The sequence below is a fragment of the Caenispirillum salinarum genome, from assembly GCF_044803115.1.
Taxonomy (GTDB): domain Bacteria; phylum Pseudomonadota; class Alphaproteobacteria; order Rhodospirillales; family Rhodospirillaceae; genus Caenispirillum; species Caenispirillum salinarum_A.
The window spans coordinates 3732759-3755734 of record NZ_CP085224.1 but is presented as its reverse complement, the minus strand read 5'-3'; the positions used below and the strand labels follow the sequence as shown (position 1 = coordinate 3755734).

Here is a 22976-nt window from a genome sequence, read left to right as displayed (position 1 = left end):
ATGACCACGACGACGGACGTGAAACCCATCCTCATGCTGGTGGAGGACGACGAGGGCCTGGCCAAGCAGCTCCGCTGGGCGCTGGCCGACCGCTACGACGTCCACTGCGCCATCGACCGCGCCGGCGCGGTGGCGCTGGCCCGCCGGGTGGAGCCCGCGGTGGTGGTGCTCGACCTGGGCCTGCCGCCCGATCCCAACGGCGCGTCGGAAGGGCTGGCGGTGCTGACCGACCTGCTGGCCTTCAAGCCGTGGCTCAAGATCATCGTCTCCAGCGGCAATGCCGAGCGTATCCATGCGCTGGAGGCCGTGCGCCTCGGGGCCTATGACATCTATCCCAAGCCCGTGGACATCGACACCCTGCGCCTGATCGTGGAGCGCGCCAGCCACCTCCACGCCCTGGAGGACGAGAACCGGCGCCTGGCCGCGTCGAAGGACCGCCGGCCCATGCTCGACGTGCTGGCCGAAAGCCCCAAGATGCTCGACGTCTGCCGCATGATCGAGCGCGTCGCGCCGTCGGACGTCAACGTGCTGCTGACGGGCGAGAGCGGCACCGGCAAGGAGGTGCTGGCCCGCGCCCTGCACGGCGCCAGCACCCGCGTCGACGGGCCGTTCGTGCCCATCAACGTGGCCGCCATTCCCGAAACCCTGCTGGAGAGCGAGCTGTTCGGCCACGAGAAGGGCTCCTTCACAGGCGCCCACAAGATGACGGAGGGCAAGATCCAGCAGGCTGACGGAGGCACGCTGTTCCTCGACGAAATCGGCGACATGCCCCACGCCCTGCAGGTCAAGCTGCTGCGCTTTTTGCAGGAGCGGGTGATCGAGCGCATCGGCGGCCGCAGCCAGATCGCGGTGGACGTGCGCGTGGTGGCGGCGACCAACCGCAACCTTTCGGAAGCCATCGCCGAGGGTGTCTTCCGCGAGGACCTGTACTACCGCCTCGACGAGGTCGGCATCCACATTCCGCCCCTGCGCGAGCGGCCGGGCGACGCGACCCTGCTCGCCCGCCATTTCCTGTCGCGCTACGCCCAGGAGATGAAGCGCCCGGCGCGCGGCTTCACCTCCGACGCCTTGCGGGCGATTGCCGCCTACGAGTGGCCGGGAAACGTGCGCGAGTTGGAAAACCGCGTGAAGCGGGCCCTTGTGCTGGCCGACGGCAGCCACATCACCGGCACCGACCTGCAGCTAGAGGATGGCAGCTTCCCGACGCTCCGCATGGCGCGCGAGGAGGCGGAGTACGAGGCCGTGTCCAAGGCGCTCTGCGTCGCCGACAACAACGTCTCCGCCGCCGCCAAGCTGCTGGGTGTCAGCCGCCCGACGCTCTACGACCTCATGCGGTCGTTGAAGCTGCGGGACTGAGGCGCAGCCCGCCCCGCCCGGCGGTTCCCACGGCAAAGGAAGGACCCAGCCCATGCGCAGCGACGACGGCGCCACCCTGACCCTCCACATCGGCATCCCCAAGACCGCAAGCACATGGCTGCAGGATGTGCTGTTTCCGCAGTTGCCCGGCATCAAGAGCATCCCCGTCCCCACAAGCCGCCTGTTCGACGAGACCGAGGACCGGGACGCCGACGGCCGCCTGTGGGCCGGTTGCCTACGGCGCAGCGCCGCCCTGTGGCCGGTCTTCGGCGATGCGGTGTTCGCCGAGATGCTGGGGCCGAAGGAGCCCTGGCTGGCCGCCCCCCGCGACGTCGTCGTTTCCGAGGAAGGCATCGGCCGGGCCGGCAGCCGTCCCGAGCAACTGGCCGCGCACCTGGCGGCGGTCCGCATCCACGCGCAAACCTGGGGCTTCACCCGGCTGAAGGTGATCTGCCTCCTGCGCCGGCAGGACCACTGGCTGGCCTCGCACTACGCGCAGATGTCCGACCGCTATGCCGATCCGGGACAGGCGGGGTTCGAAGACCTGGTGGACAAGGTGGCGCGGCCCGACCGGGGGCGGTTCATGCTGGGCATGATGCTGGATTACGGCGCGCTGCTGGGGGCGGTCGCCGACGCCGTCGGATCGCCGAACGTTCTGGCCCTGCCGTACGAGTTTCTGGTGAACGACCCGGCGGCCTTCCGCCAGGCGCTGCTGGAGTTCCTGAGGGTGGCGGATACGCCGGAGCTACAGACGGCCACCGCCGCGGAAACGCGCCGCAACGCGCGCTCCGAAGCGGCCGGGCTGTGGCGCCTGCAGTCCGCCGTGCCCAGGTCGCTGCCGCGTCGGGTGCGGGGGCGGTTGGCGCGGAGCCTGGGCCTACCCGATCCGCCGCCGGAACCGGCGACGATTGCGGTGACGCCTGCCATCACGCACCGTCTTCTTTCCACCTTTGCCGACGCCAACCGGCAGGCGGACCGCTACACGGCCGTCCGCCTGGGGCCGTTCGGCTATCTGGAAGCCGGGGCCATCCTCGGTCCGGCGCGGGTGGAGCGGGCGGCGGAATAGGGGGCTGTCCGGCGGCCTATTCGGCGGCGCCCAGCGCAGCGGCTGTGCTGTCTCCACCAATCATGGCGTCGAAGGGCGCAAAGACCGTGTTCCAGGCATGGTGGTCCTCGACGAAGCGCCGCGCCGCTTCCCCCAGCGCCGCGCCGCGCGCGGGCTCCAGGGCCTCCACCACCGAGTCGGCGAAGGCGGCGGGCGTGTCGGCGACGAGCACGTCGCGCTCCGGCATGGCGGCGATGCCCGTCAGGGCGCCGGTGGTGGTGACGACCGGCCGCCCCACCGCCATGGCCTCCAGCACCTTGTTCTGAATCCCGCGCGCGATGCGCAGCGGCGCGACGCAGACGTCGGCATGGTTGACGTAGGGCACCACCTCCGGCACCCGTCCGGTCACCATCACGCCCGGAAGCTCGGCCAGGGCGCGCACCTCGCGCGCGGGATTGGCGCCCACCACGGCGAACCGCAGGTCCGGCACCCGGCGGCGGGCGAGGGGGAGGATCTCGCGGGCAAACCACATGGCCGCATCGATGTTGGGCGGGTAGTCCATGTGCCCGACCATCACCGCCACCGGCCCTCCGTCGGCATAGGGAGAGGGCGCGGGGTCGTCAGGCGTGAAGGTCGCCAGGTCCACGCCATTGGGGATGCCCCGCACCCGCGCCCGCGCATCCGGACAGATGTGGCGGTAGACGTCGGCTTCCGGCTCGGACACCAGCGTCACCACGTCGGCCTCGTCGCCCAGGCGCCGCTCCAGGCCGGCAACCTTGGCGGCCTCGCGACGGTAGACCCAGCGCATGGGACGGGCGCCCTCGCGAGCGTAGTGGGCGAACTTCTCGCTGTCCACGTCCACCACGTCGGCGATCAGGCGGGGCGGGCGCGGCACGCCGGGCGGCCGGTCCAGCACATAGGGCGCCATGTTGGAGGAGAACACCACCGCCGCCTCGGGCTTCACGCGCGTCAGCACGTCGTTCACCCAACGCCGCAGGGCGCGGTGGCGGAAGTAGGCGACGCTCAACCCGCCCCCCGTCGCCAGCGCCGAAAGCGACGTCAGCCGGGCCCGGCGCCGGTCGATGACGGCGACGTGAAGGTCGGCCACCATGTCGCGCAGGGTGTCCAGGTGGCGCAGGTCGCTGGGATCGTCGAGAAGGCACCCCAGGTGGATGCGGTGGTGCCGCAGCAGCCGCTGCATCAGGTGGAAACTGCGGATCTTCTCCCCCTTGTCCGGCGGATAGGGGATGCGCTGGGTCAGAAACAGGACGTCGGCCATGAACGCTCGTGCCGTTTGCGGGTCGAGGATACGGGCCGCGGACGACCCGTCGCCATGGTAGCCGGCGGCCTTCGGCGCCTCAGCCGTTCACCCTGCTTACAAGCTAGCGTATCCGGACTACCCCTCCGGCCGCAGCCGATGCCGCGGGCGCCGGGGGTAAGCCCAGTGGTGTACCGCCCCTGAACCGCCCGGCAGCGGAAGGCGCCTCCTATACTGGGCGCCGGCCAAACCATTGGCAGGGAGAGCTTTTCATGGCCGACGTCACCTTGCGCCATCTGCTTACGGCCGAGCGGGCCCGCGCCGCCGGAGCCGCCTGGTATGCGCGGCTGATCGAGGCCGCCGGCGGCATGCCGCTGCCAAACCGCAAGCCGCACAGGGCCGAGGATGACGCCGTCGCGCGGTGCCGCATCTACAACTGGGCCGATGCGCCCAGCCCCGACATGCAGTGGTACACGTTCGCGCATCCTTTCGCGCCCGGGGACATTCCCGCCGACGCCTATCCGGAGCCGCGGCTCGAGGGTGGGTTCCTGCCGCTCGCCTGGCAGGTGAACACCGTGACGCGGCGCCATGCCGATGGCTCCGTCAACCTGGCGACCTTTTCCCTGCTTCTGCCCGCCCTGCGCCCGGCCGGTGACCCGGAGGGGCTGGACGCCGTTTTCATCGAGTTCCGGCCCAAGCGCGGCACACCCCCGGCGGGCGGGCTGCTGGACGACGATCAGCTGCTCGCCGACGCCTATACTGCAGAGATGGATATCGGCGGCATCACCTGGACGGCCAGCGTCAACCGCGGCTTCAAGGCTGGCAACAGGCGCCTCCTGCGGGACGGGCCCGTGCAGAGGCGCTATGTCGTGTGGGACCGCTTCAATGATGGTACCCGCGACCATCCCGACCTGCTGTGCCGGTTCTACGTCGACCTCTACACCACGGGCGAACGGCGCGAGGATGACGGGTTCCTGTGCACCACGGCCTGCCTCGCCAATCCGCTGAACCACGGCAGGGGGCCGGACGGGCCGGGCCCGGCGCAGTACGTGGTCGATTACGTGGACGACGACACGCCGACCCTGCGGCTCAAGCGGGCGGGCACCCTGGTGTGGGGCTATGCCAACGCCAACCTTTCCCAGCGCCCGTTCAACGGCAAGACGGGCTGGTACTTCACCAGCGATGGCGAGCCGATCCATGCGCCCTATCACCGGGGCACCCGTCGCGAACGCGACGGCAAGCCGCACCTCGCCCATGCCTTCGACACGAACTATCTGGCGCGGTCGCGGGCTTGGCCCGGCCAGGACCCGGAGTATGTCGACCCGTCCCTGGGTCTCGACAGCGAAACGACCATGCACCAGGGGAAGGTGACCTATGCCAAGGACATCAACTCCCCCGGCGACAGCGCGACCGGCTGGATCGGCCCCGTGACCTTCGAGTCGGCGCGGGCCCTGACCTACATGGGCAATCACCTGGAGCAGCGCCGCGACCGCGTCCGCTGCCTGGAGTGGGGGCATTTCGTCAACACCCAGGTCTGGCGCGACGACATGCGCATTCCCAAGATCATCAAGTCGCCCGTGCCGGGCCTGGACGAGACGGAGGACCACGCCCGCCGCGGCTGGAGCTTCATCAGCTGGGGTCCCGATGGCGGTCCCAACACGCAGGCGCGCGACGGTTTCCAGATCGCGGAAGGGTCGCACAATCCCGAACCTGCCTATTGGCAGTGCGTGTATTCCGGCGACGAGTGGTTTCTGGACATGCAGCGCGCTTGCGCCGTGCTCTATGTCGCCAACCACCAGCCCTGGCGCGGCGAGCCCACCGCCGGACGCTACCAGGACAAGCTGGACGGCAGCGGTGAATGGGAAGGGATCGTCTGGGATTCCGAGGTCCGCGCCGTTGCGTGGGCGCTGCGGTCGATTTCCAACTGGCGCTGGGTGGAGCCGACCGATAATCCCGAGGCCCGCTATGCCGACCTGCTGTACCGCAACAACTGGGGCTGGATGAAGGACCAGACCCTCAACAATCCGAAGGTCGCGCAGTGGAGCGCCTTCAACCGCCGGCCCGGCGCCGAGGGCGGGGCAGGGCTGATTATCCCGTTCTTCAGTGAACCGAAGGGCAAGAACCACGGCTACAGCTTCCAGGAAGACTTCATGACCTGGGTCATCCTGCACAATGCCTGGCGGGAAGGACTGCGCGACGCGGAGCGGTCGGTGCCGTGGTTCTTCGTCGACCACTTCGTGAAGGGCGTGGTGCTGTCCGCCTGGAACATCAAGCGCGGCGGGCATCCCTACCATGTGGCCAACGTCTATTACATGGACTGCCGCCCGACGGGGACCGAGGAAAGCTACGCCGACTACACCTACAACGGCCGGTCGCTGGTGCCGGACGACGATCCCGGCGACGTGGTGGACGGCTCGGCCATCGGATCCTCCATCCAGTACGGCATCATCCGCCTGAACAACGCCAAGGTGGCCCACATGCTGGGCACCGAACTGGGCGATGCGCTGCTGGCCGAACTGGGCCGCGACCTGGCCACCCGCATCGAAGCGTCGCGCCCCCAGTGGAGGTTCGATCCGAAGGGGCCGAAGGGACTTGGATTCAATCCGCGGTGGGCGCAGGCCGACCGGCTGCCGCCCGTGGCCTTTCCGGCGCCCGACCTTACCGAGGCCCGTCTTCGCGCCGTGCCACACGGACTCTGGGCCGTGGTTTCGCGAAACCAGGTCAGCGATGTCTACGGGCCGCACATGACGGGGGCAGACTCGGCATCCTACTGGGGATGGGGCCAGGCTCCCATCCCGCCCGGCAACACCGGCCGGAACCTGTTTTCCTTCAGCACCGGGGCGTGGGTGGCTGATCGCAAGCATTTCGTGGCGACGGGCGGGGGACATGCCGACTACTACGGGTCCGAGATCGTCGCCTGGAGCGCCCGCACCGGCCGGTGGGCTCGCACCGACGATGCGGCCCGCATGGCGCCGCACCTGGAGGAGACGGGCGAACCCTATGGCGTCAAGCTTTCCAATTTTCCGCCCGAGCTGGACTCCCGCCGGGCGCCGCCGTCTCCCGACGACCCCACCCGCCCCACCGCCGAGAAGCGCTTCCCGTACCCCAAGCCTTACGTCAACCGCGAGAACATCCGCGGGCGCCTGGCGCCCATCTCGACGCATACCTACGGCAGCGTGTGCTACGACCGGATGCGCGACGTGATCTGGACGCGCGGTTCGGCCGAATGGGGTCCCTTCGCCAATCACCTGTGGACGGTCTGGGCCATCGACGCCACAGACGGACGATACTGGTGGGACACGTCTCGCCACTTTCATCCCGTGCGGTACTGGGTCTACCCGGGCAACGCGTATGGCGTTGACGACTTCACCATCTACAACCGCTATCTCCAGGAAATACCCGGCGACCGGCCCTATCTGTTCTACACCGGCACGCCCGGCGACCGGGACACCGAACGCCTGTGCCATTTCCACCCGCCCGGCGCGTTGGAGGAACAGGGCGTACTCGAGGTCAAGCACGGCCTGGGCCGCCTTTACAACAGCTGTTACGGCGCCATCATCCCGGACCCCGAATTCGCCGGCCGCTATGCGTATTTCTCTGTCTTCTACTGGCCCGACGACCGCTGGGCGAAGGATGCGTCCGGGGCGCCGACGCACGGTTTCTACTGGTCGTGGATGCCGCAGTGCGACCACCCGGCCTCCCGCAACGAAGGGCGCGGGGAGGGAATCGACCGCAAGCTGCGGCGGCTTGACCAGTCGCGCATCGGCCTCAAGCCGGGGCTCAAGGACCGCCAGGGCCTGGGCAACGCGACCTACTGCATGTGGCTGGGCAAGGACAACCCGGCGCTGGGCCATTTGATGCTGATCGTCCAGATCGTCGACAAAGGTCTTGAGGTGTGGAAGGTGGACATGCGTGCCTCCAACCCCCAGGACTGGGCATGGAGTGACGTGTCGGCGGTCTTCAACAGGGAACTGGACCACGACGGCAGCACCCAGGGACGCATGGCCTACGGCAACTTCTGGTACGACCGCGACTACGACGCCTTTTTCGTGAACATCAACAACGGCCGTGACATCCAGGCCATGCGGCGCCCCGGGGAGATAAGTTAGCGCCGGGACGAGGTAACACCGCCGGAGTAGAGGGGCGGCCGCTGTGGCCTTGGGACATACCCTGCAAGAACCTTGGACGCTTGCTCTTCTATATCTCTAAAAAGAAGGAAGGCGCCGGCGGCGAGGGCCGGTGCGAGCCGAGCAGGAGTCCACGATGGCAAACGGCCGGTCCAACGCCCTGATCTTCGTTTCAGGCGCGGCGCGCTCGGGAACCACCCTGATGCGCAGCCTGTTGTCCGCCCACAGTCGAATCATCGTTCCGCCTGAAACACATTTCTTCAACGGCGCTGCTGCGCGAACGTCGCTGCGGGCGGCGACCGCCGCGGAGGTGGAGCGGTTCATCGCCGCCTACGCGAACGAGCAACGGTTCCATGACCTCGGGATCGAGGAAGCCGATTGGCGGCGGTGCCTGAAGGAAGGTGGGGCTGAGACCTTCGCGGCCGCCTTCAGTGCGCTCATGGCGGCCTACGGGCAGGCGCACGGCAAGCCGCGCGTGGGCGAGAAGACCCCGAACCACGTCGCCTTCATCGATTTCCTGCTAGAGTGCTACCCCGATTGCCGGATCATCGTCCTGCGGCGCGATCCGCGGGGCGTGGTGGCCTCGCAACTCAAGAGCCCGTGGGTGGCTCGCGAAATCACGCCACCGTCGCTGCGGTACGGCCTGTTCGTGGACACCCGCTGGCGGCAGTTGGTGTCGGCTGCGTCGCAGTGGACGGACATCTACGGCAGGATCATTCCCGCCGTCGAGGAAGATCCGCGTGTCTTTGTCCTGTCTTACGAGACGCTGGTCGGAGATGCCGAGGGCGTGATGCGCCGCGTCTGCGACTTCATCGGGGAATCGTTCGAGCCCGCCATGCTGGCCGAACGGACGGATGCATCGGTGCCGCGGCCTGCGGCCTCGGACCGAATGAAGGACGAGCACTGGCGGGTCTGGCGCGAGCGCCACCATTCGCGAAGTCTTCAGCCGGTATCCACCGACTCCCTGGAAAGATGGCGGTCGGAACTGGCGCCGCTGGAGGTCGCGGCGGTGGAGGCGATCTGCGCCGCCGCCATGGGCGAGGCGGGCTACGGCCGCGTGTCGGCGATCCATCAGCGGGGTGCCGCCGCTGTTGCGCGCCCGGTGCTGGCCGGGCTGGAGCGGCTTGAAGGCGCGGCGCGGCAGGGTGCGCGGGCCGCTTGGCGGCGGCTGGCGTCGTCGCAGGCTGCGGTCGGTCGCAGCCGCCCGTCTTCCTGAATCCTGTCCGGCCTATGACGCGGCCGGCCGGCCCAGGGGCAGGTCGGGCACCACCGGCGCCATCGCCTTCAGTGACCGCGCGAGCGCGCAGCGCGCTTCCTTCATGCGATAAACGAGGGCGGGCCCGTAGGCCCGTGCGGTCAGGCAGGCGTAGCGGCGGCTGCGGTAGCACCACTCCACCTTGCGCAACACCGCCCGGCGCTGGGCTTCCGTCAGGTCCTGTTCAAGAAGGGCCAGGCAGGCCAGCGCCCGCCAGTCGTTGATGTCCTGGCGGCGGGACCAGCTGCCCACGCTGTTGTTGTAGCTTCCGACGTCGGTCTTCACGAAGACGACGTCGTGGCGCAGCGTGAGGCGGAGGAACAGGTTGTAGTCGTGCTGGCGCCAGATGCGTTCGTCGAAGCCGCCGGCGGCGCGAAAGGCGTCGAGGTTGAACAGGGTGCCGCACATATGCGCGAGCGGGCTCTCGACGAAAGCCTCGAACGGCCGGTGCAGGCGTACCGCCGGCCGATCGTCCTGCAGCAGGGCGCGGCCGGCGGCGCTGCCACGGATCGCTCCGGGCCGTTCCGTGCCGGCCGTCACGTCCCGCCAGATAAAGTCGCCGCAGATCATGCCGATGCCCGGCATCTCCCGCGCCGCCCGCAGGCGCACGTCGATCGCGCCCGGCAGCATTGTGTCGTCGGCGTCCAGGAAGGCCACCCAGGTCGCGGTGGCCTCGCGCGTGCCGATGTTGCGCGCTGCCGCCGGACCCACGTTCGACGGCAGGTCGATCACCCGGACCGCGGGATGGCGCCGCGACAGACGGTCGAGCACCGCCCGACCCTCGGGGCTCTTGTCGCCGTCGTTCACGATGATGATCCGCCCCAGGGTGAAGTCGCCCTGCTGCGACAGGACGCTTTCGACGGAGTCCTCCAGGGCGGGATCGGGCCGGCCTACCGGCGTGACGACGTCGATGTCGGCGCGGGTGCTCATGGTCGGTCTCCACTTGGGTCGGGCATGCCTGTGCGGCCGGAGCGTCCGGCGCAAGAGGATGGTAGCGCGCAGCCCACGCGCCTTGGCGGTTCAAAACGCTTAGCCGGTGCCCGTTTCGGGCGTACCGCCATCGAACCGTCCGCTTGCGCCATGCGGGGCGTCGGCCGGCGACCGCCGACGGGGTACAGTCGAAGGCGCCTGGCTTCGAGAGACAAAGCAGGAGGTTCTTATGCCGCGAGACCGGCACCGGCCCCGCCGCATGCTGCTGGTGACGGAGGGCGCACGGGCCCTGTCCTCGCCCGACCTGACCCTGGCGCGCGGGGTGGAGGCGCTGGGGACGGCCTGCACCCTGTCCGATGGGGTAGAGGAGGGCGGGGCCGCGGCCTGGTTCCGCCTCTGTCGCCGCCATGATACGGTGGTGCTGACCCACTACAACGAGACGAGCCTGTTCCTCGCCCGGCAGATGTTCCTCGCGCGGTTGGCGGGGTGCGTCGTGGTTCGTTGGTGGGTGGGGTCCGATGTCTCGACCGCCCTGCGCGAGCCGAAGACGGCCGCCTCGGTGCGGCGGCTGGATCGGGCGGTGGACGTCAACATCGCAGTTGCGCCGCACCTGGTCGACGAACTGGCGCAGGTGGGCGTCCAGGCGGTCTATGTGCCCTCCATCGCCGACCTGTCGGCGCTTGAGTCGCCCATGCCGGACCGCCTGCCGCGGGGCGTGCTGGTCTACTTGCCCGCGGCCCGCCGCGACTTCTATGGCCGGGCGGCGGTAGAGCGGGCGGCGGCGGCCCATCGCGACCTGCCGTTCATCGTGGTCGGCGACGACGCTCATGCCCTGGCCCACCACCCCAACGTGGAAAGCCTGGGGTGGGTCGGCGACATGGAGGCGCTGTGGCCGCGCATCGGGGCCGTTCTGCGCCTCACGGAGCACGACGGCCTGCCGCGCATGGTGCTGGAGGCCCTGGCGCGCGGGCGCGAGGCGATCTACGCCTGGCCTCTCGACGGCTGCCGGTGGGTGCGCACCGATGCCGAGGTCGACGCTGCGCTGGCGGCCTTCAAGGCCTCCACGGCGCCCAATGCCGAGGGGCGGGAGGTCGCCCGCCGCATCGCCGCCGACGCGGCGCTGCTTTGGCTGGACACTGTCGCCGGAGCGCGCACCGCCCGTCGGCCGGTCGACCGGCTGGCGGCGCTGGCGGGCCTGATCCGTTGTCAGCGCGCCTACAAGGCGGCCGCGCGGGTGGCGCCGGTTCCTTCTTGACCGATACCTAACCGCCGCCGGCGGTCGCGCGCGTGCCCATCGCCCGCTTCACCGCCCGCAGGACACGCCCGGCGCCGGGCGGCGCATAAAGCCGTGCGAGCACCGAGCGGACGTCGGCGTCCAGCGGCGCCTCGGCCGCGGCGCGCAGGGCCCAGCGCCGGGCGCCGGCGAAATCCTTCACGGGCCCCTCCATATGACGGTCCACCAGGGTCAGCAGGAAGCGGTGCGCCACGCCGGCCTCGCGCATGACAGAAGCGTGCTTTTCAAAGAACAGCGCGCGGGCGGCGCGGTCGCGGGCCTGATTCCGTGAGACCCTTGTGACCTGGCCGCCGTCGCCCAGCGCGCGGTCGTCGTAGTAGCGCATCAGCGGTGCGTCGATGCAGTCGATGTCGTGGCGCAGGCAGACGCGCAGCCAGTAGTCGTAGTCCTCGATGGCCGGAAAGCGCGTGTCGAAGAAGCCGATGTCGCTCAGAACCTCGCGGCGGATCATCACCGTGCCGCCGCCGGGAACGACGTTGCGCAGGAGCATGTCACGCCAAGCGCTGCCGTGCGCCGTGGCCCGCTCGGGGATGGCGGCGCCGGTTGGGCCGACCTTTTCCAGACCGCCATGGACCAGCGCGACCGACCGGCCCGCGGCCTCGAACGCGGTCAGCTGTCGGGACACCTTGCCGGGCAGCCACTCGTCGTCGTCGTCGAGGAAGGCGATGAAGGCGCCGCGCGCCTCGGCCATGCCCCGGTTGCGGGCGCGCGCCGGACCGCCGTTCTCGGGCTGGCGCAGATAGCGCAGCCGGGCGTCGCCGAAAGCCGCTACGGCGGCGGCGGTGGCGGCAGACTGACCGTCGTCGACCACCAGGACCTCCATGTCGGAAACATCCTGCGACACGATGCTGGTCAGGCACCGCGTGAGCAGGTCCGGGCGGTTGAAGGTGGGGACCACGACGCTCACCGCCGGCCGCCGGGCGAGCAGGGCGGGCGGAGGGTCGGGCCAGGCCGGAGCGGCCAGCAGCGCCGCTGCCTTGTCCAGGCCCGCGCGCACCTCGCGGCGGGGCGCCGCATCATGGTTGCCGACCTGCCGCAGGCGGCGCTGGGCCAGCTTGTTGCGCAGCACCGCCTGCACATGGGCGGGCGGCGTCGGACCGTGGCGCTTGGCCAGAGCGCGGGCCTCGGCCTCGAGATCCGGGTGGATGCCAGCAATCGCATCGCCGATCATGTTGAAATAGCGCCGCAACGCCGGCCGGTATGCCGTCATCCCGTCGTGGTCGGTCATCCAGGCCGCCAGCTTTTTACCGACCGCCAGGCGCGAGCGTGTCTGGGGCGCGCCCAGCCGCTTGCCGCTGAGGGAGGCGCCGGCGTCTGGCAGGCGGCGGTAGAAGGCACGCCCGTGCGGCGTCTCCGCCAGCGGAATGCCAAGGGCGAGCGCCCGCATCATCAGGTCGCCGTCCTGGTTGCTCAGCAGCGCCTCGTCCCAGCCCCCGGTCCGTTGGAAGGCGGCGCGCGACCACAGGACGCAGCACGGCGGGTAGTACCAGCCGGTCAGCCAGGACGCCAGGACGTCGGCGCCGGGAAGCCGGGTCGCACAGGTCGGCGGGCCGCTGATCCACCGGCCATCGCCGGACAGGTGCAGGCGCTCCCACGGGCAGGCCGCAATGGCGTCGCCGCCTGAGCGCGACGCCGCGGCCTTCTGCAGGGCGGTGAGCAGGTGTTCCAGAGCGTCGGGTGCCAGGACGTCGTCGGCATCCAGGAACATGAGCGCGTCGCCGGTGGCGGCCAGGGCGCCCAGGTTGCGGGCGCGCGCGGCGCCGCCGTTCTCAAGGGCAAGAACCCGGACGGCCCCTCGTTCCTCGAAGCGGCGGGCAAGGGCAAGGCTGCCGTCGGGCGATCCATCGTCGACGACGATCACCTCGTCGGGCGGGCGGGTCTGGTCCAGCACCGATCCGATTGTCTGCGCGAGCCACGTCTCGGCATTATAGCAGGGAATGATGACGGAAACGGTCGGCTCGGCCGGAAAGGCCGGGACGGCATCGGTCGGCGGAGCGGGGCGCGAAGACGCGGCGGGTGCGGGCATGGCGGCCTCGGCTCAGGCGTTGGGGCCGGCGGCGGGCGTACGCGGCGCCCAGCGGGGCAGGGTGGCGGCGACCGCCTCCAGATCTGCGCTCAGGTCCTTGTCCAGCGGGTGAACGTCGCCGTGGCCCTGCGCGGGCAGGATCCAGTAGTCATGCCCCAGCGCCGCGGCCAGTGCATAGAAGTTGGGGTTGGGGAAAGACAGGTCGGCCAGTTCCACCACCGCCGTGCCGGGCGGGCAAAACATCATGTTGGTCAGTCCGGCTCCGTGCGGCGCGCACAGGACCGCCGTCTCGCTCATCAGCCTGACCTGCGCGGAAAAGTCCAAATCCTCCATGCGCACGCGCTCGAATCCCGCGTCGCGCAGCATGGGCCATAGGGCGTCCTCGTTGAGGAGCCGGCGGCGGGTGGCGCCGGCGCGGCTGATGAAGACGCGGCGATACGGCGGCGGCGCCTGGAGAATGCCGTAGGCCCGCGGAACCTGACGCACCAGGTCTGGGCGGAAGCGGTCGGTCTGCACCACGGTCAGTTCGTCGACCCGCAGCGGCCGGTCCGGCTCCCAGGTGGGGAAGTCGCCGGGTTCCAGGCCTAGAAGCCGCAGCGACTGGTCAATGACCGGCGTGCGCCGGGGCGGCAGGAGGACCTCGCCCAGAAGCCCCAGGTCACGCAGCAGCAGAAGCTTCGGCAAGTGCGCCGTCAGCCAGTGCGAGTGGTTGTGGTAGACCCGCTCGGCGAACCATGTCGCCCGCCGCATGCGTTGCGGCGGTCCACCGTGGCGCAGCACGTCGCCGTGGCGGGGGTGGAAGCGGATCTCGCGCATGTGCAGCGCCGTGCCGTCTCCGGCGAGGATGCCCGGATACCAGTCGCCGCTGCGCGTTTCGTCGTTGAACCAGGCGACAGTGCAGTCGCGCAGTGTCGCCATCATGGTGGCGCCGCTGGGCCGCGCCGGCACGTCATGGAAGGAGTAGCCCCACCACCCGCGATCCGCCGGCAGGTCGTCGCGTCGGGCGACGTTGCGCGGCAGCGGATGGATTTCGGTGCGCTCGGGGTGGATGGTGCGCGCGGCGATGACGTGGCGGCTGCCCGCCCGGTGTTCGCAGAAGGCGGGCAGGGACTCGTGGCGCACCCAGCGGTGCCCGAGCCAAGCCGGCGGCAGCCCGTGCTGAACCGCAGCGGCGCCGGCGGGGGCCAGCGCGGTCCACAGGTGGCGGCGCAGCGCACCATGAGTGCTTTGCATGTTCGATCCTTCGTTCATGCGGCAGTCAATTCACAGGAGCCCGCGCGGGATCTTCGCGCTCGCGCGACGGCCGGAGCGCCTCGTTGACAACTTCCTCCCACACCTGGTCGGTGAGGAAATACCCAAGCTGCGTTGTCGGCGTACGTCCGGCTGCGTAGAAAATTGATGTCTGCACCGAGAACAGCATTGCGTTAGGGATGTGGTCGGAAATCTTCCGGTCGGCCTTCAGCATGACGCCGATGCGGTAATCGCCCAATGCCAGCGGCAGCCGCGGGATGGTGCAGCGGAAGGTGCCGCTGCGTCCGGTGCCAAGGCGCTGGTCGACGTAGTCGGGCTTGAGGTGCACCAGCGGCGTATTCGACCCGGCGTCGCGCAGGGTGGCGAATATCTCCAGCGGCTCGCGACCGCGCGGATTGGCGTAGTCAAGCTCGATGGTCATGGGCTCGCCGGCGGTGAAGTCCGACGCTTCCTGTCCAGCGGCATTCAGCAGGCGGCCGTCGGTGATGACGGCGTCACCCTTGGTCTGGCGGTGGGGGTTGTCGATGCTGAACCCACACTGGCTGGAGTCCCGCATGGAGGCCAGGTAGTCGCCGATGATGGTCTGTGGGTCGCCGTCGTCGATCATGCGGCCCTGGCGCAGGGCGATGGCGCGGCTGCACAGGGCCTGCACCGCACCCATGTTGTGGCTGACGAACAGCACCGTGCGGCCGGTGCCAGCGACGTCCTGCATCTTGCCCAGGCATTTGCGCTGAAACTCGGCGTCGCCGACGGCAAGCACCTCGTCGACGATCAGCAACTCGGGTTCCAGGTGGGCGGCGACCGAGAAGGCCAGCCGCACCTTCATGCCAGAGGAATAGCGCTTGATCGGCGTGTCCAGGAACCGCTCGATGCCCGAGAAGTCGACGATCTCGTCGAACTTGCGGTCGATCTCGCGCTTCTTCATGCCGAGGATGGTGCCGTTCATGTAGACGTTCTCGCGGCCCGTCAGTTCGGGATGGAAGCCGGTCCCCACCTCCAGCAGGCTGGAGATGCGTCCGCGCAGGGTGGCCCGGCCCTCCGTGGGCTCAACGATGCGGGAAAGCATCTTTAGAAGCGTCGACTTGCCGGCGCCGTTGCGCCCGACGAAGCCGAGCACCTCGCCCTCGCGCACCTCGAAGGAGACGTCGCGCAGCGCCCAGAGAATGTCGTCGGAGGTTCGGTCGGTGGCAAAGGTGTCCAGACGCCGCAGGCGCCGGAAGTTGCGCCACGGCGCCGTCACAACGGATGCCGCGGCGGAAACCAGCGTGTCGGGGCGCGCCTCGCGGGTTCCCAGGCGGTAGGCCTTTCCCAGGGATTCAACCTTGATGGCGATGTCGGACATGCGGGGGGTCCTTCGGTCGGTGAACAGGGCGCCGGAGCCCGCCGGTCATGCGACGTCGGCGAAGACGTGCTCCTTGCGGCGGAAATAGAACATGCCGCTGACGGCCAGGAATGCGGCGACGGCCGCGCCCACGCCGATCATGTCCCAGGGCATGGCGCGGCTGCCCAGAAGCGCGGCCCGGAAGCCCTCGATCACGCCCACCATTGGGTTGAGGGCATAGGCCAGTTGCAGGTGTTCGGGCACCAGGCTCGCGGGATAGACCACGGGGCTGGCATACATCAGAAGCTGCACGGCGAAGGATGAAGCGTGGTTGACGTCGCGGTACTGGATGGACAGCGCCGTCAGCCAAAGGCCCAGCCCGCCGGCGGTCATGACCATCATTAGGATCAGCGGCGGCAGCATCAGAATGCCGGCGTTGGGCACCTGCCCGAAGGCCAGCAGAATTACCGCCATGATGACGAGGGCGATGAAGAAATCCACCAGCCGCGCCGTCACCATCGCCATGGGCAGGATCATGCGGGGAAAGTAGATCTTGCTGATCAGCGCCGTGTCGTTGCTCAGGCTCTGGGTGGCCTGCGTCAGGGCGTTGGAGAAGTAGGTCCACGGCACCAGCGCAACGAAGGCAAACAGGGCATAGGGCTGGCCGTCGGAAGACACGCCCACGAGGCCGCCGAAGATCAGCGTGAACACCACCATGCTGGCGAGCGGCTGCACCAGAACCCAACCGATGCCGATGGCGCTTTGTGCGTAGCGAACCTTGATCGCCCGCCAGACCAGAAAGAGGAACAGGTCGGTGTAATCGCGCATCTCCCTCAGGTCGATGAGGCGCCAGCCCGACCGGGGTTCGACCACCACCGTGGCCGGTTCGCCGGCCGCCTGGGCCGACGCCGGCGCCGGGTTGAGGACCGTCGGGTTCGGTGCTGCGTGCTCGGTCATTGGAGACCCTTCTCGTGCGTGGTCAGGCCGAAAGCGCCGCTGCTGGAGATTGCGTCGGGCGGTGGCGGCGTGTTGGTCGGAGCCCGGGTGAGGGATGCATTGCTTGCCGTTGGCGCCGGTGTCATCCAGGAAAACGTACGGCCCAGCAGGAGCCGCAGGGCCTCGTCGTGCGGCCCGTAGTAGGCGGCCAGCCGTTGAAGCGCCTCTCGGTCTTCGGCTGTCGCCGTTCGCGCCGGGCTCGCCCAATAGCGCGTCCTGCCAAGGCCTTCCGTCACCGGGCGCGGCAGGGGCGCGAGGCCGAGGAAACGGCACAAGTGACCCAGCAATCCGTGCAGGTCACGTTCCATGTCCGCATGATCGAGCACCAGGATGTCTTTGCGGTCGAACTGCTTGTAATAATGCGTGAGCTGCTGGGCGTAGCGACCGTGGGCAAGGTAATAGAACGGGCGTGTGGAAGCTTTATCGGGGGCCGCCATCTCCTGGGCGATCGCACGGGCGAAGGGGCGCGGATCGGCGCGGTGGCGCTGCTCTGGCACATCCAGAAAGCCATGCCACATCTTCCAGGCGGAGAATGCCCGCTCCACCGGGTTGCGCAGCACCACTACCAGCTTCAGGGGGGCCAGGTCGCGGCGGATGCGGTCTGCCGTTACCTCGGCGTGGCACAGATAATCCGGCGTGGCCTCGAACCAGAGCTTGCCGTTCCGCTGGTGGCGGTAGGGGAAATGAGACAGGTACCAATCCAGCCCCCGGTCATAGTACAGGTCGAAAAAGTGCAGCTCCTTGCGGTGCCGGCAGGGGCGTATGTCGGGATGGGCCTGCAGGTAATGGAAAAGCGAGGTGGTGCCCGCCTTTTGCGTACCGATCACGAGAAAGTCGGGCCGCGCCTTCAGCAGGCGGTCACGGATGGTCCGCAGGTTGCTCACCAGCATCAGGTCCTCTCTTCTGGCGACACTCGTTGTCGGCGCCGCCACGACGGGCGGCCTCGCTGGCTGAAGATTGGGCGATGGGGCCGCACTCCCACAATCCACCTTTAGGGGCGAAAGCGGGGCACATGAGGATACGCCCGGCGCCGCGTCGTCCGGCTGGGCGACCTCTTCTGCCGTGGCGCGGCGGCGGGCATAAGCCCGGCGGCGTACAACATGCTCGCCCAAGACCCGCATCGGGCGGCTGGCCTATAGTGGTCAGCCCTGACGACGCCCGCGCACGCCGCACCGGAACCCTCGCTGGTGGGAGGCCATGACCGTCCAGACACCCCTCGACACCACCTGCCGTCCGCCGCCGCGCCATGTTCTGCTGACGTCGGACTCCGGCCAGTTCGGCGGCATGGAGATGCGGATGATCGACGAGGCCCGCGCCCTGCGCGACATGGGCCACCGCGTCACCGTGGCCGTCGCGGACTTTTCCGGCCGCGACCGCATGGCCGACCGGCTGCGCGACCTGGACGTGCCGCTGGAGCATCACGAACCGGCCCGCGTCCTGAGCGACTACCACCACCGCTTCCGGGCGCGATGGCAGGCGGCGACGCGGCCCGAGACGGGGCTGGCCCGCTTTGCGCCGGATCTGGTGCATGTGTTCTTTTCCTGGACCGACCAGGGCATCGACCACCTGTGGGCGGCCGGCCGAGCCGGACTGCCGGCGGTGGCGAGCATACGCAATTCGTTCACGCCCTGGCCGTTGACGCGCTGGCACCGCCTGCATCTGCCGACGGCGTTCCGGTCGGTGAGGGCGCTGTACGGCGTGTCCGGGGCCGCCCTGGACTCCTTCGCGGCCACGTTCGATCCCTGGATACCGGACGACGCCCGCCGCACCGTTATCCACAACGGCGTCGATACCGACCGTTTCGTGCCGTCCCCGACCCAGCGTCTGCGCGCCCGCAAGTCGCTGGGCATTCCGGGCCATGTGCCGGTGGTGGGCAGCGTCGGGCGGCTGGCGGACCAGAAGCGGCCGCTGGAGCTTCTCGACATCTTCCGCCGCGTGCGCCGCCGGCTGCCGGAGGCCCGCCTGGTTCTGGTGGGCTCCGGTCACCTGGAGACCCAGGTGCGCGAGGAGATCACCCGCACGGGCCTTGGCGAGGCCGTGGTGATCATCCCGTTCACGCAGGCAGTAGAGGCGCTGTACTGCGCCATGGACCTGCACCTGGTCATCAGCCGCAACGAGGGCTTCAGTAGCGTCATAGCAGAGGCCATGGCCTGCGGCGTGCCTGTGGTGGGGACCCGCGTGCCGGGGACCGAGGAGGTCATTCGCGGCACCAAGGCGGGCGCGCTGGTGCCTTTCGGTGACCCCGCAGCCATCGCGCGCACCGTCATCGACATCCTGGAAAGCGGTGCCGACGCCCGGGCCCGCCTGGGGCAGGCGGGACGCGAGGCGGCGGTAATGCGGTACAGCCGCGACGCCTGGCTGGCCCGCATCACCCGCTTCTACGCCGAGGTTCTGAACCCCGCCGCTCCGTCCGCCGCCGCCGTCGCGCCTCGCGGGAAGGGGGCCTGACATGCGGATCGGGCTCTTAAGCTATCCCATGCTGTTCCAGCGCACCGGCGGCCTTCAGGTGCAGGTGCGCGAGACGCTGGCCGCCCTGCGCGCGCTGGGCGCCGATGCCGATTTCATGAACCCGTGGACGCAGGCGCTGACGGACTTCGACGTCATCCACCTGTTCGGCGCCATCAACGGCAACGAGCGGATCATCGAGGCCTGCAACGACGCCGGCGTGCCCGTGGTGCTGTCCTCCGTGCTGCACCCGCCCTTCGGCCGAGCGGATGCCCGCCGTGCCCGGACCGCCGCCGCTCTGGCCGGGCGGCTGACCGACTGGGCGTCGACCACCAGTTACCGGCAGGTCATGACAGCCCTGCATGGCGCCGACCGCGTCGTTGCGCTGGGGCGGCGGGAGCGTGACATGCTGGTTGACGGGTACGAGGTCCCCGCCGAGCGTCTGCGCGTCATTCCCAATGGGGTGCCGGAGCGGTTTTTTAAGGCCTCGCCCGACCTTTTTGAACGCGCCCACGGGGCGCCCCGTCCCTTCCTCATCACGGCAGCCAGCATCTCGCCCTACAAGAACCAGCTTGCCGTCATCCGTGCGCTGGCGATGCTGGACGCCGAGGTAGACTATGTGATGTTCGGCCGCGTTGCGCGTGAGCATCGGGACTACCTCAGAGAGTGTCTCGCCGCGGGCGGCGACCGCGTGCGCTACCTTGGCGAACTGGTATACGACGACCCTATGCTGCCTTCGGCCTATGCGGCGGCCTCGATACTGGCGTTGCCCAGTCTTTCCGAGGTAATGCCGCTCTGCGTCCTAGAGGCCATGGCTTGCGGAACGCCTGCCGTTATGACCACGCGGCATGGCATGGATGTCGCGCCGAGCCGTGGCATGCTGATGGAGGTGGAGCCGACGGACAAACGCGCCCTGAGCCGCGCCATCGGTGCCCTCCTTGCCGTTCGAGCGCCGCGTGCGGCGGTGCGGTGCGAGGTGGAGGCCTACTCGTGGACGGCGGTGGCGCGTCAGGTGATGGACGTCTACGCCGAACTCGTGCCGGGCAAGGCGGAAGCTGGCAGCGTCGCCGGCTGAGGGTCGCCTGGCCTCACTCCCCAGGCTAAATGACGGCTTTCGCGACCTCGCCGGCGTGCCACGCGTGGGCAGTGCGGACGATGTCCTCCAGCCCCGACAGCCTTGGCTGCCAGCCCAAAAGGCGAGCGGCGCGGGAGGAATCCGCAACCAGTACTGGCGGGTCGCCGGCGCGACGCGGCGCGATCTGGTGGTGGACCAGGCGGCCGGTGACCCGCTCGACGGTATCGATCACATGCCGGATGGACCAGCCGTGGCCAGTTCCCAGGTTGACGGTCAACGACGCGCCACCGCCGAGCAGGTGGCGGAGGGCTGCGACATGGGCCTCGGCTAGGTCGGAGACATGGATGTAGTCGCGGACGGCCGTGCCGTCGACGGTGTCATAGTCGTTACCGAACACCTTCAGCGGTTTCGCGTCCGGCGCCTGAGCCCGCAGAATCAGCGGGATGAGGTGGGTTTCCGGCTCGTGCGCTTCGCCGATGAGGCCGTCCGGATCGGCGCCAGCGGCATTAAAATAGCGTAGCGCCGCATACCGCATGCCGTAGGCAGCGTCGTGCCAATGCAATGCCCGCTCGACCGCCAGCTTGGACTCGCCGTAAGGGTTGACCGGGATGGTTGTATGCTGCTCGTCGATGGGGGTGCGGGTCGGCATGCCGTAAACGGCAGCGGTGGAGGAGAACACCAGTAGGGGGACGGCCGCCGCCCGCATCGCGTTCAACAGCGTTAGCGTGTTGACCAGATTGTTGGCGTAGAAGGCGGCCGGGTCGCGCATGGACAGCCCGACTTCGATGGAGGCAGCGAACTGCATGACGGCCACAGGACGCGTTTTGGCAAAGGCGGCATCGAGACAGCCGCGGTCGGACAGATCCCCCTGGATCAGCGGTCCCCAGCGCACCGCCCAGCGGTGGCCCGTCGACAGGTTATCGTAGACGACGGGGCAAAATCCGTGCGCTGCCAGAGCCTTGCAGGCGTGGCTGCCGACATAGCCGGCGCCGCCAATGACCAATACAGACTGCATGCCGCCTCCTCGCAGAAACTAGATGTATTCTAAGAAAATTCTGGGAAATAAAACGCAATGTTCTGGCGTTTTGGAGGTGATTGCATTGATTTTATTGTTTCGATTTTGGATGATGAAAAGGAGTTCTGACGCCATTGAAAGTGGGGGCCGGGCGGCTCAGGATTCGGCGCGTTGCCGGTTGTCGAACAGGCGGTCGACGCCAAGCCGCCTTTCGAGGGCCCGCGCGACGCTCTCCACCGTTTCTCCGGCGCGGACGCCCATGCCGCCGAGCAGACGGCCAGTGCAGGTGGCGAAATCGTGGCCTGCGGCTCGCATGCCCTCGGCGCACCGGACTTCAATGAGGGCGACCTCGCCGGGGGCCAGTTGGTCCCGCCATTTCTCGATGCTGTCTGCGGAGACGGGCGTCAGGGTGCGGGCGTGGTGCGCCGTGCGCCAGTCCCTTCGGCTGCGCAGGAAATTGGTTCCCGACCGACCGGCCCCCACGATGAAGAACGCCGTGTTGGACGGCTCGGCCATGCTCGACTCCTTGCTCCTTGAACCTCAATCTCGTCTCGGAGGACGCGCCGAGGACCGGCGCCGCGGCGTGAGGGCGGCGCGCTACGGCGCTTCGCTGTTGTTTTCCGGGTGCGGGCCTTCGCCCTCGGGGCCCGGCTGGGGCGGCAGGTCGCCGGTGCGGAAGGATCCCTCGGCGCAGTGGTAGAAGACGGCGGCCTCGGTGCGGTTGCGCAGGCCCAGGTGATCCAGGATGCGCTTGACGGTTCGCTTGACCTGCGGCTCGCCCATGTTCAGGCGCCGGGCGATCTGTTCGTTGGTCATGCCCTCGGCGATCAGGCCGATGACCTCCTGCTCCATGTCGTCCAGGCGGTGCAGGCGCTCCTGGCGGACGGCGTCGACGGCCAGCGTCGCCCGCGTGCGTCCGGGCAGCGTGACGAAGCCGTCCAGCGCCATGGTCAGGGCCTTGCCCAGGCGGCGCGGGGGCAGTTCCAGGAAGATCAGGTTGTCGATGAGATCGGCGTAGGGCGCGATCTCGATCATCTGGTCGGCCCGAGTCAGGAAGACCGTGGGCAGTCGTCCCGTGCGGCGCACCTGCGCGATGGCGTTGGACCAGGGTTCGTTGGCGACGCGGCTGGCCGAGGCGATCAGGACCGCCCCCTCGCGCCGCGCGGCCAGAAGGTCCGCCGGGCGATCCAGGAAGTACAGGGGGGCGTGCTTGACTTCGGCCACCAGCTCACCGAGAACGCCAAGGTCTTCTCGCGCCACAAGGCAGAGCAGCGCCCGGGGCCACTGCTGGGTCCCGTCCTGCCCGTCCTTGCCCGCGCCGCTGTCGTCCCTCTCGGCCATCTGGTTCATCCATTTCAACATCCATCGCACCTTACGCTAGGTCTTCCATGCCTTAAGCGTAAATCACGCTTGCGGCGGCACATCCGTTATTTCGGCTTACGGTCCATTCACACTCGCGAAGTACGTCGGAGAAATTTACAAATTGGATTGTCGAACATTTTTACAGTTTCCTTTGTCGCGACTGGATGGAGGTGCCCGAGGCTGGTAATTCGACCAGGGCTGCTCCGATCGATCAGCCGGC

17 protein-coding genes are annotated in these 22976 nt (G+C 68.9%); 7 read left to right on the top strand and 10 right to left on the bottom strand.

What is annotated here, in order from left to right; all coding sequences use genetic code 11:
* Together prsR and LG334_RS17175 are read left to right on the top strand one after the other, a co-directional pair.
* Nucleotides 1-1356, top strand: a complete 1356-nt coding sequence (gene prsR, locus LG334_RS17180; protein WP_404379863.1) for a PEP-CTERM-box response regulator transcription factor — start codon at nt 1-3, stop codon at nt 1354-1356.
* A gap of 52 nt (nt 1357-1408) precedes the next feature.
* Nucleotides 1409-2422 (top strand): hypothetical protein, encoded by a 1014-nt coding sequence (locus tag LG334_RS17175; protein ID WP_404379862.1) that lies wholly within the window; start codon nt 1409-1411, stop codon nt 2420-2422.
* Nucleotides 2423-2438: 16 nt separating this feature from the next.
* Here the strand turns inward: LG334_RS17175 and LG334_RS17170 are convergent, their stop codons facing one another.
* Nucleotides 2439-3680 carry a TIGR03087 family PEP-CTERM/XrtA system glycosyltransferase gene (locus LG334_RS17170; protein ID WP_404379861.1) on the bottom strand — a complete coding sequence of 414 codons (1242 nt, stop codon included), beginning with the start codon at nt 3678-3680 and terminating at the stop codon, nt 2439-2441.
* Between the two features lie 251 nt (nt 3681-3931).
* On the opposite strand from LG334_RS17170, the gene LG334_RS17165 reads away from it, so the two are divergent.
* Together LG334_RS17165 and LG334_RS17160 are read left to right on the top strand one after the other, a co-directional pair.
* Nucleotides 3932-7768: a hypothetical protein gene (locus LG334_RS17165; protein WP_404379860.1), complete on the top strand. Its 3837-nt coding sequence runs from the start codon at nt 3932-3934 to the stop codon at nt 7766-7768.
* A 154-nt stretch (nt 7769-7922) separates the two neighbouring features.
* Nucleotides 7923-9002 (top strand): sulfotransferase family protein, encoded by a 1080-nt coding sequence (locus LG334_RS17160; protein ID WP_404379859.1) that lies wholly within the window; start codon nt 7923-7925, stop codon nt 9000-9002.
* A gap of 12 nt (nt 9003-9014) precedes the next feature.
* On the opposite strand, the gene LG334_RS17155 is transcribed toward LG334_RS17160, so the two are convergent.
* Entirely contained in the window at nt 9015-9971 is a 957-nt protein-coding gene (locus LG334_RS17155) for a glycosyltransferase family 2 protein (RefSeq protein WP_404379858.1), read from the bottom strand.
* Between the two features lie 229 nt (nt 9972-10200).
* On the opposite strand from LG334_RS17155, the gene LG334_RS17150 reads away from it, so the two are divergent.
* Nucleotides 10201-11226 (top strand): hypothetical protein, encoded by a 1026-nt coding sequence (locus tag LG334_RS17150; RefSeq protein WP_404379857.1) that lies wholly within the window; start codon nt 10201-10203, stop codon nt 11224-11226.
* A 7-nt stretch (nt 11227-11233) separates the two neighbouring features.
* Here the strand turns inward: LG334_RS17150 and LG334_RS17145 are convergent, their stop codons facing one another.
* From LG334_RS17145 to LG334_RS17125, 5 genes are read right to left on the bottom strand one after another with little or no spacing between them, the layout of a single operon-like run.
* Entirely contained in the window at nt 11234-13291 is a 2058-nt protein-coding gene (locus LG334_RS17145; RefSeq protein ID WP_404379856.1) for a glycosyltransferase family 2 protein, read from the bottom strand.
* A 12-nt stretch (nt 13292-13303) separates the two neighbouring features.
* Nucleotides 13304-14524, bottom strand: coding sequence for a glycosyltransferase family 61 protein (locus LG334_RS17140; RefSeq protein ID WP_404379855.1), 1221 nt, complete (start codon nt 14522-14524; stop codon nt 13304-13306).
* A 25-nt stretch (nt 14525-14549) separates the two neighbouring features.
* Entirely contained in the window at nt 14550-15884 is a 1335-nt protein-coding gene (locus LG334_RS17135) for an ABC transporter ATP-binding protein (RefSeq protein ID WP_404379854.1), read from the bottom strand.
* 45 nt (nt 15885-15929) lie between these two features.
* Nucleotides 15930-16820: an ABC transporter permease gene (locus LG334_RS17130; protein ID WP_404379853.1), complete on the bottom strand. Its 891-nt coding sequence runs from the start codon at nt 16818-16820 to the stop codon at nt 15930-15932.
* On the bottom strand, nt 16817-17749 hold the full coding sequence (locus tag LG334_RS17125) for a sulfotransferase domain-containing protein (RefSeq protein ID WP_404379852.1): 933 nt from the start codon (nt 17747-17749) through the stop codon (nt 16817-16819). The genes LG334_RS17130 and LG334_RS17125 overlap by 4 nt, the downstream gene beginning before the upstream one ends.
* Before the next feature lie 307 nt (nt 17750-18056).
* Between LG334_RS17125 and LG334_RS17120 the strand changes: the two genes are divergently transcribed.
* Nucleotides 18057-19307, top strand: coding sequence for a glycosyltransferase (locus tag LG334_RS17120; protein WP_404379851.1), 1251 nt, complete (start codon nt 18057-18059; stop codon nt 19305-19307).
* A gap of 1 nt (nt 19308) precedes the next feature.
* Nucleotides 19309-20379 carry a glycosyltransferase family 4 protein gene (locus LG334_RS17115; protein ID WP_404379850.1) on the top strand — a complete coding sequence of 357 codons (1071 nt, stop codon included), beginning with the start codon at nt 19309-19311 and terminating at the stop codon, nt 20377-20379.
* Nucleotides 20380-20404: 25 nt separating this feature from the next.
* Here LG334_RS17115 and galE read toward each other — a convergent pair whose 3' ends face one another.
* From galE to LG334_RS17100, 3 genes are all read right to left on the bottom strand, one after another.
* Complete coding sequence (galE, locus tag LG334_RS17110; protein WP_404379849.1) at nt 20405-21394, bottom strand: UDP-glucose 4-epimerase GalE; 990 nt, start codon at nt 21392-21394, stop codon at nt 20405-20407.
* Nucleotides 21395-21550: 156 nt separating this feature from the next.
* Entirely contained in the window at nt 21551-21910 is a 360-nt protein-coding gene (locus tag LG334_RS17105) for a hypothetical protein (RefSeq protein ID WP_404379848.1), read from the bottom strand.
* Between the two features lie 81 nt (nt 21911-21991).
* Entirely contained in the window at nt 21992-22744 is a 753-nt protein-coding gene (locus LG334_RS17100) for a LuxR C-terminal-related transcriptional regulator (RefSeq protein WP_404379847.1), read from the bottom strand.
* Nucleotides 22745-22976 lie beyond the last annotated feature (232 nt).

Bases quoted from the DNA above. Each gene is read 5' to 3' on its own strand.
- prsR (WP_404379863.1), top strand. From the start codon at position 1: ATGACCACGACGACGGACGTGAAACCCATCCTCATGCTGGTGGAGGAC.
- LG334_RS17175 (WP_404379862.1), top strand. From the start codon at position 1,409: ATGCGCAGCGACGACGGCGCCACCCTGACCCTCCACATCGGCATCCCC.
- LG334_RS17170 (WP_404379861.1), bottom strand. From the start codon at position 3,680: ATGGCCGACGTCCTGTTTCTGACCCAGCGCATCCCCTATCCGCCGGAC.
- LG334_RS17165 (WP_404379860.1), top strand. From the start codon at position 3,932: ATGGCCGACGTCACCTTGCGCCATCTGCTTACGGCCGAGCGGGCCCGC.
- LG334_RS17160 (WP_404379859.1), top strand. From the start codon at position 7,923: ATGGCAAACGGCCGGTCCAACGCCCTGATCTTCGTTTCAGGCGCGGCG.
- LG334_RS17155 (WP_404379858.1), bottom strand. From the start codon at position 9,971: ATGAGCACCCGCGCCGACATCGACGTCGTCACGCCGGTAGGCCGGCCC.
- LG334_RS17150 (WP_404379857.1), top strand. From the start codon at position 10,201: ATGCCGCGAGACCGGCACCGGCCCCGCCGCATGCTGCTGGTGACGGAG.
- LG334_RS17145 (WP_404379856.1), bottom strand. From the start codon at position 13,291: ATGCCCGCACCCGCCGCGTCTTCGCGCCCCGCTCCGCCGACCGATGCC.
- LG334_RS17140 (WP_404379855.1), bottom strand. From the start codon at position 14,524: ATGCAAAGCACTCATGGTGCGCTGCGCCGCCACCTGTGGACCGCGCTG.
- LG334_RS17135 (WP_404379854.1), bottom strand. From the start codon at position 15,884: ATGTCCGACATCGCCATCAAGGTTGAATCCCTGGGAAAGGCCTACCGC.
- LG334_RS17130 (WP_404379853.1), bottom strand. From the start codon at position 16,820: ATGACCGAGCACGCAGCACCGAACCCGACGGTCCTCAACCCGGCGCCG.
- LG334_RS17125 (WP_404379852.1), bottom strand. From the start codon at position 17,749: ATGCTGGTGAGCAACCTGCGGACCATCCGTGACCGCCTGCTGAAGGCG.
- LG334_RS17120 (WP_404379851.1), top strand. From the start codon at position 18,057: ATGACCGTCCAGACACCCCTCGACACCACCTGCCGTCCGCCGCCGCGC.
- LG334_RS17115 (WP_404379850.1), top strand. From the start codon at position 19,309: ATGCGGATCGGGCTCTTAAGCTATCCCATGCTGTTCCAGCGCACCGGC.
- galE (WP_404379849.1), bottom strand. From the start codon at position 21,394: ATGCAGTCTGTATTGGTCATTGGCGGCGCCGGCTATGTCGGCAGCCAC.
- LG334_RS17105 (WP_404379848.1), bottom strand. From the start codon at position 21,910: ATGGCCGAGCCGTCCAACACGGCGTTCTTCATCGTGGGGGCCGGTCGG.
- LG334_RS17100 (WP_404379847.1), bottom strand. From the start codon at position 22,744: ATGAACCAGATGGCCGAGAGGGACGACAGCGGCGCGGGCAAGGACGGG.